The sequence below is a fragment of the Halomonas sp. M1 genome, assembly GCF_029581375.1.
Classification (GTDB): Bacteria; Pseudomonadota; Gammaproteobacteria; order Pseudomonadales; family Halomonadaceae; genus Vreelandella.
In genome coordinates this window covers 473971-488015 of record NZ_CP121119.1, presented here as the reverse complement: position 1 = coordinate 488015, position 14045 = coordinate 473971, and the positions used below count along the sequence as shown (strand labels likewise).

Below are 14045 nucleotides of genomic sequence, written 5' to 3'. Positions count from 1 at the left end.
TTGAACCGCATTTGTTTTCTGTTTTTCAGGCAAGGAGTCTGATTATGCAACTTAAACCGTTGGCTCGCTCATTGGCAGTAGCGTTATCTATCGTAGTTATCGCTGGCTGTTCCAGCACCGGCGGGACTCAAGATGGTGACTCATACGGCAGCCAAGATGGCAGCAGCATGGGCTCTACCACGGGTGTTGGCACTAGTGGCCAATACGGCTCCACGTCAGGCTCTGGTGCAGGTGCCGGTCAGCAAGCTGACTCGCGTATCCCTGAGGTACGCACCATTTACTTCGACTTCGACCGCGATACCATCAAGGGCGAATACGAGTCAGTGGTAATGGCGCATGCTCGCTACCTGCGCGCTAATCCAAATGCACAAGTTGTACTACACGGCCATACTGATGAGCGTGGCACACGTGAATACAACATGGCACTGGGTGAGCGTCGTGCAGGAGCCGTTCAGCGCTTCCTGAATATTCAAGGTGTATCACCTTCACAAATGAGCGTGGTTAGCTACGGTGAAGAGCGCCCAGCCGCAAGCGGACAAACTGAAAGCGCGTACTCACAGAATCGCCGCGTTGTGTTCAATTATTGATGGCGTTGGCGTGCTAAAGACACGCCAATAGCGTACTACCTACGGAGTCATCATGAATCACAGTCTCAAACGCTATTTTGAGAGGCTGTGCGGTGCGGGAGCCTTAGTGCTCCCGCTGTCCGTATTGCCCCTGACCGCTGTTGCTCAGCAGCCGCTTGTCCAAGATCTCTCATCGGGCTCTTCCAGCGGTTTTTATCAGCAGACCCAACGCCAAGAAGCCTCAGGTGGAAACTTGGTGCTTTTTAACCAAGTTCAAGAGCACCAGCAGGAAATTCAACAGCTGCGTGGCCAAATTGAAGAACTGCGCCATCAGCTGGAACAGTTACGTCGCCAATCTCAGCAGCAGTATTTAGATATTGAAGACCGCTTAATGAGTAGTGGCCCTAGTCAAATTGAGCAATCCACTCCGCAGGTCGAGCCTGAAGCAGCGGAGCAGGTGGTTAACGCGCCTTCGGCACGCAACGTCAGTGAAGATGCCCAGGCGGACTACCAAGCAGCATTTGCCCATGTGCAGGCACGTCGTTTTAGCGAAGCCATTGCTGCTTTTGAAGCCTTCGTCACTGATCATCCCGATAGTAGCTTGACCGCCAACGGCCACTACTGGCTAGGTGAGCTTTATGCCGCTGAAGGCGAGCTAAGCTCAGCGGATGAAGCCTTTAGCCGTGTGATAGAGCAGTACAGCAGTAGTAGCAAAGTGCCCGATGCGCTTTACAAACTAGGGCTTGTAAAAGCACGTCAGGGCGAGGCTGAACGTAGCCGAGAACTGCTTGAAAAAGTGCGCGATGACTATCCACAAAGCAGTGCTGCCGGGCTTGCAAATGATTTTCTACGCCAGGCTGCTGGATAACCCTGTTTAATTTTTTCGCTTCAAGGAAACCTCATGAGCTGCAAAATCGACTATCAACCAACGGCCAATCTTTTAGAAAACCGCGTCGTGTTGGTAACCGGTGCGGGTGACGGTATTGGCCGCGCTGCGGCGTTGAGCTATGCCCGCCATGGGGCAACTGTTGTTCTATTGGGGCGTACCATCGCAAAACTTGAAAGCGTTTACGATGAAATTGAAGCAGCAGGAGGGCCACAACCAGCCATTTTTCCGCTGAACTTTGAGGGCGCGACGCTCAAAGACTTCCATGACATGGCTGAAACGCTGGATAAGGAGTTTGGACGCTTAGATGGGCTGCTTCACAACGCCGGGTTGCTGGGAAGGATTACGCCCTTTGAGCAATATAATCCTGAACTGTGGGAGCAGGTGATGCAGGTAAATATCAATGGGCCTATTTGGATGACGCAAGCCCTATTACCATTGCTGCAACAATCCAAAGATGCATCGGTTATCTTCACTTCATCAAGCGTAGGTCGTAAAGGGCGTGCTTATTGGGGAGCGTATTCGGTTTCTAAGTTCGCCACTGAGGGATTTGCTGAAGTGTTGGCCGATGAGCTGGAAAATCAGCCAAATGTACGCGTTAATACCCTTAATCCGGGTGCAACGCGCACTCAGATGCGCCGCTCCGCGTTTCCGGGTGAAGATGCCACAACGCTGCGTACACCAGAAGAAATCATGCCAACTTACCTTTGGTTAATGGGCCCAGACAGCACCGGCGTTAGTGGTCAAAAACTAGACGCCCAACCGCCTCGCGTTTAACAACATCAGAGGCGGGGCTAGCAAGGTGCTCTAAACGTTATTGCTTACTTATTGATTAGCAGTGTGATGAAACGCGTTTAGAGCATCAACCAAGTCTTCACACGTTTCAAACCAGATATCAGCGGGCCACTGTTGATAGTTATCCTCCTCACTAATGTAGCCATAGCCAACCGCGACGGCCGTCATTCCCGCCGCTTTAGCTGCTTCTATATCACGCACGTGGTCACCGACATACCAGCACGCTTGTGGGGCTACGCCAAGACGGTGCGCTGCTTCCCAAAGTGGTTCAGGGGCGGGCTTCTTCACGCTAAGGTCATCAGCGCAGAGTAGTGCGCCTGGCTTTAATGCTAGAGCATCAAGTAAGGGCAGGGTATAGCGTCTAGGTTTATTAGTAACAATTCCCCATAAACGCGCTTGTGCGTGCCAGCGGGTTAGCCACTGATCCAGCGGTTTGAAGACCTGACTATGCACCGCCACGGCTTGTTCATAGGCATCCAGTAGATACTCTCGCGCTGTATCGTGCGCCTGGCTACCACTTTCAAGACCAATCGCCAGTGTCACCAGCGCACTCCCGCCATTGGATACCTGCCCACGAATTTGTTCATACGCCAGCGGCGCTAGCCCATGGTGCTGCCTTAAGGCATTCGTTGCTTGTGCTAAATCTGGCGCCGTATCCACTAACGTGCCATCCAAATCGAACAGCACGGCCTCAGGCACTGCAGTTGGAAGTGTCGTTGGCATTTATTGGCTCACTTTGCGGCAATACATCATGTAGTTAACTGATACATCATTGGCTACTAGTCGATAACGCCGGGTTAATGGGTTGTAGGTAAGCCCTGTTTGTTCCCGTACCTCAAGCCCTGATATCCGTGACCAAGCGGCCATTTCAGAGGGGCGAATAAATTTTGCGTAATCATGGGTACCGCGAGGTAATAGCCTCAGCACATATTCAGCGCCCAGAATCGCAAAGGCATAAGATTTAGGGGTACGGTTTAAGGTGGAGAAGAATACGTAGCCCCCAGGGCGTACTAGTTGGCTACAAGCACGAATGACAGAAGCGGGGTCTGGAACGTGCTCTAGCATTTCCATGCAGGTAATGATGTCAAATTGGCCTGGCTGTTCATCAGCTAAGGCTTCAACGCTAATGTTACGGTAGTCAATTTCCACACCGCTTGCCTCAGCATGTAAACGTGCAACGCCTAACGGGGCTTCACCTAGATCGATTCCGGTAACCTTGGCGCCACGATGCGCCATTGACTCGCTTAATATGCCGCCGCCGCAGCCGACATCGAGCACACGTTTTCCAGCCAGGCCAGAACGGGCATCAATAAAATCAAGTCGTAAGGGATTAATGTCGTGCAGAGGCTTGAATTCGCTCTGCGGATCCCACCAGCGGCTCGCGAGCGCTTCAAATTTAGCAACTTCCGCTGCATCGACGTTGCCTTGATAGCGATGAGCAGTGCTATCCTGAGGTGACGCTTGCATATTTTGCACTCCTTAGCCTAAAGGGGATTTGTCTGTCAGCATATGCCAGGATGCTATCGCCTTCGCTTGTTGGCATATCAAGTAGCAAGGTGGCATCCGGCCATTCGTTCAGTATTATGTCATTCTAACCACTCCAGGGGCGGAACGCATGAAAAGGAACTTTGCATGATACATAACAGCCTATTTTCCCGAATGTTATCCGGTCGGGGAGCGTGAGCGATGCGTGTATTACTCCATGGTAGTGAACTAAGTGCTGCAACAGCCGCCGCCGCGTTAGCCTGGGTTGGCCATCACGTCGACTGGCTGCTGCATGAAGAGGCTCAGTGGGCCGCGCTTTCAAAAGAAGACTGGTTGCGTCGCGAACCCGAGCTTATGACACATATTGAGCAAGCTTTCTCCAGCGGCACGCTGCGAATTATCGAAACGCTTGAACAAGCCAACACTCCCGATGTGATATGGCTTGCGTTATCGCCCGGGCAGCGTCAATCAGCTAATACGTTACTTCAGCACCCCATGTTTGAGTCGCATAGTGGCGCTGTATTAATTAATAACTCGACCTTCCCGGTAGGTGAAACCGAGCGACTCCATGCCGTCATGGGCGCTCAGCACAGCAGCGTTGCGCTGCCTGACACCCTTGAAGAGGGCCGAGCTTGGGCATCATTTACCCGCCCAGTGCGATGGTTGTTGGGCTGTGATGACGCCATGGGGGAACAAGTAGCCCGGGAGTTACTGCGTGCTTTTAATCGACGCAGCGAAGTATTTCAGAGGATGCCCTGCCGGGCAGCCGAACTAACTAAGCTTGCTATTAACGGCATGTTAGCGACACGCATAAGCTATATGAATGAAATTGCGGGCCTAGCAGATACGCTTGGCGTTGATGTGGAACACGTTCGCCAAGGAATGGGCGCAGATACCCGCATCGGGTTTGAGTATTTGTACCCAGGCTGTGGTTTCGGTGGGCCCAATTTCTCCCGTGATTTGATGCGCCTAGCAGATGTTCAGTCGGCAAGTGGTAGATATTCAGCGCTGCTTGAGCAGGTAATGGATATTAACGAGCAGAAAAAAGAGACGCTGTTCAGAAAACTATGGACTGCTTTTGAAGGCAATTTGGCGGGTAAAACGATCGCCATTTGGGGAGCTGCTTTCAAACCTGGTACTGCGCGTATTGATCATGCACCGGTACTAACTCTGCTTGAAGCCCTTTGGGCACAGGGTGTTAAGGTAAGGCTGCATGACCCCGCGGCTATCCCGGCTTTGTATGCGGCAGTGGGCGAACGTGACGATTTAACCACCTTCGAAGGGGATCCTTATGAAGCTTGTGAGGGCGCCGATGCACTGATGCTCGTCACAGAGTGGAAATCCTATTGGAACCCTGACTGGCATCGTTTAGCCTCATTGCTAAGCGCTAAGTTAGTGCTCGATGGGCGTAATATCTACGACCCAGCCTTCGTAGCAAGCTGTGGCTTACGCTATAGAGGGATCGGGCGACGTGCCGACCCGACCACTTTTGAGGAATAACCATGCCTAATAGCTCTTCGTCCCAGCGCATTGTTCCCGATGTGGATCAAAGCTTGACCGCGCGACACTTGCGTCACCGCAGGGGGCCAAGGCTATGGCCATTGTGGCTGGTTATGATAGTGATCATTATTGCGCTGGGGGCAGCTGCCGTCAGCCTTTGGTACGAGCGTGAGCGCTTGTTAAGTGAGTTTAACCGCGTAAGCGGTGAAGTCTCTAACCTTCACGCTAGGCTAGACTCGGGTGACACGGACGCCCAGGATACGATAACCTTTGTACAAGCACAGATGGCAACGCTGTTCCAAGAACAGGAGCAGCTAGCAATGGTAGTGACTAATACGCGTGAAGAGCTCTATGGCTTGTTAACGGCTAATGAAGAACTTGTTTCAAACGATGCAGTGAGTTCGCTTTCGCAGTCACTTGAACAATTTCGGGAACAGGCAAGCCTTCGTGATGGGCAGCTAGCAGCTATTCGTGCGTCCCTAGATGCGCTGGAGCAGTCGGGCACTTCAGGTCGGCAAAACTTGCTTGAAGAGGTCTCTCATCTGGAAGAGAACACAGCACAGCGCTTAGCAGCACTTGAGCGCCAGCTGGCGAGCGAAAGCGATGAACTAGAAGCTGAGTTTGCTCGCTGGCGTGAAGCAACTAATCAGCAGTTAAGTACGCTTTCCTCAGCCATTGAGAATTTAAGCACTGCGGAGTCGCCGGCGGCGACCCAGGCATCTCTGGAAGAACTAGAGCAGCAGTGGTCACAGCGAATAATTACTTTAGAAAGCGACATTCGGCAGGTACGCCAAGCACAGCTTGCTTTTAGTGCGCAGATGGAAATGCTCCGGTAGAAAATGCCTACCGAATTGCTGATTTAGTTAGGGATGGAAGGTATGGGAAAACAACGGCGATGGCCTGTGGCCAAAAAGGCAGCTTGCTTAGTGATACTGCCACTCTTCACGTTGAGTCCCACCACATGGGCACTAAACGCAGCGATCAGTGGGGTTAGTAGTCCAGTAGAAGACAATATTGATGCTTATTTACAAAGTATTGATGAAGAACAGTACACCGATGTGCGCCTAAAAGGTGAAATTAGGCAGCGTACCCGTGAAGCCATGCGCGTTTTTGGTTACTACGAACCTGACATTACCGTTGAGCTGAACCAAACACCGATCTCGGTGCGTATTGAGCCCGGGCCCCAGGTAAAAATTGAAGTGCTTTCGATTAACGTTGAAGGCGATGCGCAGAACGACCCACCTTTTCAGGCCGCCCTTGCTAACTTTCCATTGCGGGAAGGTGATGCTTTACAACATGCGCCATGGGATAGGCTGCGTAACCAGTTTTCGGGCCTAGCCATTGAGCGAGGCTACTTCGATTGGGCGTTTGCTGATCGTAGAATGGAAGTCAGACCTTACCTTGAAAGCGCTCGTCTCTATATGGATTTTAATAGTGGCCCGCGTTACCAATTTGGTAATACCTCAATTAGAGGCAGTCATATCGAGCCTGGGCGCCTGCGCCAAATGCAGACATTTGAAGCCGGTGATCCTTACCTTGCAGAATCTTTAGCCCGTTATAACCAACGCCTTGCAGAGACAGGGTGGTTTAGATCGGTAACCGTCCGCCCTCGGCTAGAAACAGCGCAAGAGCTTTCCATTGCTCCACCTTCTGGTGGGGATCCCTGGTGGACCGAAGCAACGGCCTCTCAGCCTCAGCGGTCCCGTTTATCCAGTGCCGCATTGGCCAGTGCATTGAGCCTTAATCGACGCGATGAAGATGATACACATCTACCTATTGATGTTAGCGTTGAACCCGCGGAGCGGCATCAATTTGAGGTGGGTATTGGCTACGCGACGGATGTAGGGCCTCGGTTACGTTTTGGCTGGAAACAGCCCTGGATTAACCGCTTTGGGCATAGCCTTAACCACGACCTGTATATTTCCGCACCTGAGCAGCGCTTCACGGGTGTCTACAATATCCCTCTGGAAGACCCCATACGCGATAACTATCGCCTTCAATACGGTGTGCGTAACCGAGACGATGGGGATACCCAATCGCTAGAGGGTACGGTTGAAGTAGCGCGACGCTGGGAGTTTGAAAATCGTTGGGTACAAACGCTGTACTTTCGTACCACTTATGAAGACTTCACTCAGGGCGGCATTTCAGATGACGCTTGGTTGTTTTACCCTGGCATCCAGTGGTCTCGAACGCGGACACAGCCCCAACGCTTTCCGCTATGGGGCGACCGTCAGCAGCTTTCCATCGAATATTCAGACACCACATGGGGGTCCAGCGCTCAATTTGCCCGGCTAACGGGAGATACAGAGTGGATTCGCACCATTGGAAATGACAACCGATTCTCAGCACGCTTGAGTATCGGTGCTATAGAAACCGATGACTTTGATAAGCTGCCGCCCTCACTACGCTTCTTTGCTGGTGGTGACCGTAGCGTTCGGGGTTACTCTTTTGAGAGTTTATCGCCCAAAAACGAAGAAGGCCGTTTGCGTGGCGGGCAACAATTACTTACGTCAACGCTTGAGTATCAGCGGCGAGTGACAGGGGAGTGGTGGGGAGCAACCTTTGTTGACAGTGGTGACGCCTTCGATAACTGGGGGCCAGAAGATCTCAAAACCGGTGCTGGTGTAGGGGTGCGCTGGATATCACCCGTGGGCCCCATTCGCTTTGATGTCGCTCATCCCTTTGACAATGATGACGACTGGCGTGTGCACTTTTCCATTGGACCGGAATTCTAGGAGAGCATTTTGGCTAAGGTTGAAACACGGGGCCCTGCAAAGCGTCAGTTGCTCTCGCCTAAACGTCGCTTATGGTTAGCGGCGTGGAGCTTTATTCGCTTATTTATCGTTGTGCCCCTTTGGTTGTTGGGTCTCGTAGCACTGCTGCTGGGGGTTGCACTCTCACCTTGGGGCACCGGGCAGCTGTTTTCACAAGGCGAGCAACGCGGTTATTTCACCTTTGAACAACAAGAAGGAGCGCTGCTGGATCGATTCACGCTCCAGGGCTTCCAGCTTGCTATCGGTGATACACGCATCCAAATTGATGACTTCGAGCTAGCCTGGGCGGATGACTGTGTCCTTTCGGGACGCTTGTGCTTAGAAACGCTGCGCCTTAAAGGGGCCGATATCCAGCTAAGCAGTGGCGCAGATACTTCGGACGAGGCTGATGATGGCTCCTCCGGGCAAGCTCGCATTCAATTGCCATTTCCTATTGAACTGCGTTCCATTGAGATCAGTGACGTTCAAATTCAGCTGGAGGATGGCACCCGGCTTAACTGGGATACATTTACCACTTCTGCCGTGGCGGAAGGAAACCAGCTGGCTATTGCACCTACAGCGCTGATACGGCCAACGCTTTATCTGCCTCCATCGCCTGGCGTGCAGCTTACCCAGGGCATCGAAACACCTCTGATGGCTGAAGGTATCGACGGCGCTATCGTTGCTGCACGCCCTACAGGCAATGGCACTTCCGCCGTGGCCCAAACAGCCCCCTTGGTATCCGATGAGCGACTAGCGCTGCCGGAAATTACTCTGCCCATAGACCTCCATCTTGAAGCCTTAACGGTGACCGATTTCAACTTGGAAGGTGCAGTTGACTACCATGTTGAGCGCCTAGTATTAGAAGCTGAAACACAAAATAACCAGATAACGATCAATACCCTTGATGTGTTAACTCCCGACGCTCATGCATCGCTTACAGCTTCGGTTTCTTTAGAAGGGGATTATCCATTGGGGGCACGCTTAACAGCGGAGCTTTTCTTACCAGAGCTGTTCCCAGAGCTTGAGGGAGAAAAAGTCGTGCTTGAGCTATCTGGGGACCTTGCTGAGCTTTATGCCGACTTAGCGGTAAGCGGAAAAGTGAATGTAAACCTAGGTGGCCAAGTAGACGTGCTGTCACCGACGGTACCTTTTGAGGCTCGCCTGCGAAGTGAAAATTTACAATGGCCGCTCACTGAAACCGAGGGGGAAGAGCAAGAGGTTTATTCAATCGACGCATTGGATCTTGCGATTACGGGTAGTTTAGAGGCTTATCAACTTTCACTGGCTTTTACCGCCGAAGGGCCGCAAGTGCCTTCCACAGAGGTGAGTATTTCCGGGGACGGAAATCTTACTTCCTTCCGCTGGGCGCCATTAACGCTGCGCATCGATGAGAGCTTACTACGTAGCGAAGGACAAATTAACTGGGCAACACCACTCCAGATTGATTCACGGATCCGCTTAGAACAGTTTGATCCTTCTCATTTTGTTGATCAGTTGAATGGCAATTTGACGGGTGATATTGCCCTCAACGTTCGCCAGATTGACGACTTATGGGAAGTGAATATTCCTGAGCTGGCCATTGAAGGGGAGCTACAGGAGTACCCGCTGACATTGCAGGCAGCCTTAGAGGCGAATAGTAATCTTGAAGTTGATATTCAAGAGCTGCTGTTTACTCAAGGAGAAAATCGCCTGACCGCCCAAGGTCAAGTCAGCCAAGAAGCGATGTCTTTAAACGCTGAAATCGCCCTGCGCCAGCTGCAAACCCTGCATCCAGACTTGGCAGGCACATTAACGGGGCGCGTGCAGGCAAGCGGCAGTTTTTCTCAGCCAGCGCTTATGGCGCGCCTGACTGGGGAAAGGCTACGCTTTGCCGAAAATCGGGTAGAGCAGCTGTCACTTGCCGCAGACGTGACGGGGATTGACGACCCAAGCCTTGACGTTGATTTAGATTTACAACAGGTCAACGCGGGAGGGCAGTCGCTTTCTAGTGTAGCGCTGGCGTTAAGTGGTCGCCTTTCCGAGCATACGCTTACGATTAACGCCCAGGGAGAGCCCCGCAGCGCACTTAGCCGAGCACTGCTCGCTATTGATGGCCGATTTGACCAGCAAGCCCAGCAATATCAAGGACGTTTAACACCGCTGGAAATCGATTCCGAGGCAGGTGATATTCGCCTGGAAGCGCCGTTAGACCTGAGCTACAACCTAGCCAATGGGCGTATACGGCTATCACCTTTCTGCTTACGGCGAGAGCAAGGTGGGTTAGTGTGTTCCGAAGAAGCCATCGATGGGTCAGCTGAACAAGGACGCGCTGTACTTACTGTGCGCGAAGTGCCCATGGAAATGTTGGAGCCCTTCTTGCCCGAAGAGTGGAGTTTTGAGGGCGATACCACCGCTGATATGGTGGCCTCTTGGCGCCAAGGGGGAGCCCTATGGCAAGCTGATGTACAGCTGCTCAGTGAATTAGCAATTACTGCCGTTAATGATTATGGGCAACCTGTCCAACTGCCGGTCATCAACATAGATGCTCAGATAGACGCTAACCAAGCGAGAGCAGATGCCGATGTAGCGCTGTCGCTCTCAGAAGCGGGTGAGCTTTCTCTGAACCTATCGGTCAATGACCCTATGGGGCAGGGGGCGCTGGGAGGCGAGCTGCGCGCAAACAACGTCTCACTTGAGCCCTATCGCCCTATGGTGGCGGGAATGGACCGCTTAGAGGGCAACCTTAATGGGAGCGTACAAATAGGTGGCACCACCAGCCAACCAGATTTACAGGGGGAACTTGCCTTACGCAGCATTCGTGTTCATGGGCCAGATATCCCTATTGATATCCAAGATGGCGTCTTGGCAGTTACCTTTGACGGCGAACAGGGAGACATTGATGGCTTCTTAGCTGCCGAGCGCGGCCGACTCAATATCACAGGCGACGCTTACTGGCCCTCTGGTGACAATTGGCGAATTGGGGTTGATCTTAGCGCCACTCAAGAGCCATTGCTCGTGGAGCTACCTCAATTCGGGCGCCTGGAGGCGGCGCCGGATATCCGTATCAGGGTGACCCCAGAACTGTTACAAGTGCGAGGCAATGTCGACATACCCTGGGCACGTTTGGAGATAGGCGACCGAGCCCCCTCAGCGATTTCGCCAAGCGCCGATGAAGTCATCATTACCGAGCGCGATGACCGTGAAGCCGAACGCTTAGCTCAGGAGCGTGCAAGCAGCGATGGCCCCAGTGCCGCCGACGAGTTAGCTCAAACCGGCATGGCGCTAGATGTCCTAATTACGCTCACCCTGGGCCGCGACATGCTGTTTTCGGCCTATGGGCTTGAATCAGGGCTAGGCGGCACGCTGGAAATTCGCCAGGATAGCGGCGCGTTACAGTTATTTGGTGAGGTGAACTTGGTGGATGGACGTTTCCAGGCATTTGGGCAAGATCTGCTAATACGCCGTGGCCAGTTACTATTTAGTGGCCCTCCTGGCCTGCCGGTGTTGGACTTTGAGGCTGTCCGCAATCCTGATGTCACAGAAGACGAGGTTATTGCTGGCCTGCGTGTGACGGGAAATGCCGAAGAACCCAACGTATCAATTTTCTCCGAACCAGCAATGGATGAAACGCGCGCACTCTCTTATTTATTACGTGGACGTGCTCCCGACGCCTCCGGCGGCGGAATAGATAGCGCCTTAACGACGGCACTAATTGGTATGTCGCTTGGTCGTACAGGGGGAGCGGTTGGTTCTATTGGCGAAGCCTTTGGCATTGATGACTTAACGCTAGACACCACGGGTGCTGGCGACGAAAGCCAAGTGGCGGTAAGCGGGCAACTAACCGACGATATTCGTATTAGCTATGGCGTCGGTATTTTCTCGCCTATTGCCGAGTTAACACTTCGCTATACGCTCTGGCGTAATTTATATGTGCAGGCGGTATCCGGTGCTAATCAAGCGGTGGACTTAATCTATACCTTCACCCGTTCTGGCGATCCCTACATTTACCCACGGGAATGAGAAGAGGGCATTATGGCGCTATTTTCTGACACAACCTCGGCACTGCCTGGTCGCGACACAGCAATCGAAACCAGCCAAGTGCACACGATAAACGGCCACTCCCTTCATCCTCCTTTTCCAGAAGGTTATGAAGAAATCGTCCTCGGCATGGGGTGTTTTTGGGGGGTAGAGCGTTTATTTTGGCAGCAACCAGGTGTTTATGTGACGGCGGCGGGTTACGCGGGTGGCACGACCCCTAACCCCACGTATCAAGAAACCTGCACGGGCCGAACAGGGCATACTGAAGTTGTCCGGGTCATTTACGACCCAAAACAAGCGGCACTCGAAACCCTGCTGCAAATTTTCTGGGAACAGCACGACCCCACCCAAGGGAACCGCCAGGGTAACGATGTGGGTAGCCAATACCGTTCGGCAATTTTCACCACCACCGATACGCAACTCAAGGCGGCTCAAGACAGCGCTGCTGCTTATCAGCAGGCACTTAATCGCTCCGGCAAAGGAGCAATTACCACTGAAATAAAGCCACTGGATACGTTTTATTACGCGGAGGCTTATCATCAGCAGTATTTGGATAAGAATCCAGGCGGTTATTGTGGTTTAAAAGGCACGGGTGTTACTTGCCCCATTGGATAAGTAGGAGCCAATCAATAATGCAATGTTTAGCCCGTTACGCTCTTCTCAGCGGCATAGCCACGGTGAGTATAATGTACTCTGCCGTGGCGCTCTCAGCCGACGAAGAAACCGCAGCGCATTTGCCGCACACCGTGGAGGACTCTCCGTTTGCTAGCGAACGTGAAGCCGTTGCGTGGCGGCAGGATGAGCTAAAAGATTTAGAGCGCCTCCTGCGCCAGCTCCGGTTCGATCTGGTTAATAATCGCGATGCACGCGGTGCAGCTCCTCGATTAGCTGAGCTGCAGGAGCGTGCAACCCAAGACTATTTTCTGCCTGCCTTTATCAAGGGAACCCATGGGCGCGGCTCTGATGCACGCCCGGCTATATGGGAGGAGTGGGACGAATTTGCTGCCGGTTTTCAAGATCTAGAGCAGAAGGTGGCCGTGTTAGTAGAAGCCGCCGAGCAGGAAGATTATCGTGCAGCAACGCGAGCTTTTTCAGATGTGAGCCTGAGCTGTCGTAGCTGCCACCGCGCTTACCGTCACAATTAGCCGGTGGTTTCAGCTCTTAGTCAACCGGCTACTGAGTTTTTCAAAGACTGGTTTTCAAAGACGAGCCTTCAAAGGCTGGGTAAGCACGATGTAGAGGACCGTTAGATGTCAGTCACCAGATTGAAGACGGTCAATCCGATACAGCGTTTCTACCTGGTCAAGGCCGCTAATGGTGCATTTTAAATCTTTAACCCGGCCATCACTCAACCCGTAGACCCAGCCATGCACTGAGATACGTTGACCGCGCTGCCATGCAAGTTGGAGTATCTTAGTGCGGCATAGGCTATTAACCTGAGCCTTAACGTTCAATTCACACATGCGGTCGATCTGTTCCGCCATAGGCAGGTGTTTGAGCGCCTCACGGTGGTGGTTATACTGCTCTCTTACAGAGTGAAGCCAGTAATCAACCACACCGCATTCGCCACCTGTCACGGCCGCCTTAATACCACCACAACCATAGTGGCCCACAATCATAATATGGCTGACTTTCAGAACATCAACCGCATACTGCACCACGGAAAGCGCGTTCATATCGGTATGGTGGAGCAGGTTAGCTACATTCCGGTGGACAAACACTTCACCCGGTGGCAGTGAAATAATCTGGTTAGCGGGAACGCGGCTATCAGAACACCCTATCCATAAATAGTCAGGGTTCTGTTGATTGGAGAGGCGCTTGAAATACTCGGGATCCTCTTCGCACATGCGTTCCGCCCAGGCGCGATTGTTTTCGAGAAGTGTCGCAATAGGGTCAGACATTAAATCTCCATAGAATGACATCATCAGGTGGTAGGGCGCTGGACGTGTAATGACAGCGTGGTTTTACAAGAGTAGGAGGTTTTAACCTCCTGAGAATACAAGGTCAATCGCCAGCTTACCTTTAGCGCGATTAACTAAG

Annotated in this window: 12 protein-coding genes; 9 read left to right on the top strand and 3 right to left on the bottom strand. The window is 52.5% G+C overall.

Annotation, left to right across the window (positions count from 1 at the left end; all coding sequences use genetic code 11):
• The first annotated feature begins 44 nt into the window (after nt 1–44).
• The 3 genes from pal to P8S54_RS02175 are packed head-to-tail and all read left to right on the top strand — an operon-like array spanning nt 45 to nt 2229.
• Complete coding sequence (gene pal, locus P8S54_RS02185) at nt 45–587, top strand: peptidoglycan-associated lipoprotein Pal (protein ID WP_009095570.1); 543 nt, start codon at nt 45–47, stop codon at nt 585–587.
• Nucleotides 588–639: 52 nt separating this feature from the next.
• Nucleotides 640–1434, top strand: coding sequence for a tol-pal system protein YbgF (gene ybgF, locus P8S54_RS02180; RefSeq protein ID WP_281443039.1), 795 nt, complete (start codon nt 640–642; stop codon nt 1432–1434).
• Nucleotides 1435–1467: 33 nt separating this feature from the next.
• A complete protein-coding gene (locus P8S54_RS02175) occupies nt 1468–2229 on the top strand; it encodes a YciK family oxidoreductase (protein WP_281443038.1) in 762 nt (253 codons plus the stop codon).
• A gap of 48 nt (nt 2230–2277) precedes the next feature.
• Here the strand turns inward: P8S54_RS02175 and P8S54_RS02170 are convergent, their stop codons facing one another.
• Nucleotides 2278–2970: an HAD-IA family hydrolase gene (locus P8S54_RS02170; protein WP_281443037.1), complete on the bottom strand. Its 693-nt coding sequence runs from the start codon at nt 2968–2970 to the stop codon at nt 2278–2280.
• The gene (ubiG, locus tag P8S54_RS02165) at nt 2971–3714 is read right to left on the bottom strand and encodes a bifunctional 2-polyprenyl-6-hydroxyphenol methylase/3-demethylubiquinol 3-O-methyltransferase UbiG (RefSeq protein WP_281443036.1); all 744 of its coding nucleotides are present in this window, start codon (nt 3712–3714) and stop codon (nt 2971–2973) included.
• Between the two features lie 219 nt (nt 3715–3933).
• Here ubiG and P8S54_RS02160 point away from each other — a divergent pair, with 219 nt between their 5' ends.
• The 6 genes from P8S54_RS02160 (at nt 3934) to P8S54_RS02135 (ending at nt 13150) form a co-directional block, all read left to right on the top strand.
• Nucleotides 3934–5232 carry a nucleotide sugar dehydrogenase gene (locus P8S54_RS02160; protein ID WP_281443035.1) on the top strand — a complete coding sequence of 433 codons (1299 nt, stop codon included), beginning with the start codon at nt 3934–3936 and terminating at the stop codon, nt 5230–5232.
• A gap of 2 nt (nt 5233–5234) precedes the next feature.
• Nucleotides 5235–6068 carry a hypothetical protein gene (locus P8S54_RS02155; protein WP_281443034.1) on the top strand — a complete coding sequence of 278 codons (834 nt, stop codon included), beginning with the start codon at nt 5235–5237 and terminating at the stop codon, nt 6066–6068.
• 66 nt (nt 6069–6134) lie between these two features.
• Nucleotides 6135–7967, top strand: coding sequence for an autotransporter assembly complex family protein (locus P8S54_RS02150; RefSeq protein WP_281443033.1), 1833 nt, complete (start codon nt 6135–6137; stop codon nt 7965–7967).
• 9 nt (nt 7968–7976) lie between these two features.
• Nucleotides 7977–11987, top strand: coding sequence for a translocation/assembly module TamB domain-containing protein (locus P8S54_RS02145; protein WP_281443032.1), 4011 nt, complete (start codon nt 7977–7979; stop codon nt 11985–11987).
• Between the two features lie 12 nt (nt 11988–11999).
• The gene (msrA, locus tag P8S54_RS02140; RefSeq protein ID WP_281443031.1) at nt 12000–12620 is read left to right on the top strand and encodes a peptide-methionine (S)-S-oxide reductase MsrA; all 621 of its coding nucleotides are present in this window, start codon (nt 12000–12002) and stop codon (nt 12618–12620) included.
• Between the two features lie 71 nt (nt 12621–12691).
• Nucleotides 12692–13150, top strand: coding sequence for a cytochrome c (locus P8S54_RS02135; RefSeq protein WP_281443030.1), 459 nt, complete (start codon nt 12692–12694; stop codon nt 13148–13150).
• Nucleotides 13151–13258: 108 nt separating this feature from the next.
• Here P8S54_RS02135 and can read toward each other — a convergent pair whose 3' ends face one another.
• Nucleotides 13259–13906, bottom strand: coding sequence for a carbonate dehydratase (can, locus tag P8S54_RS02130; RefSeq protein ID WP_281443029.1), 648 nt, complete (start codon nt 13904–13906; stop codon nt 13259–13261).
• Nucleotides 13907–14045: the final 139 nt, after the last annotated feature.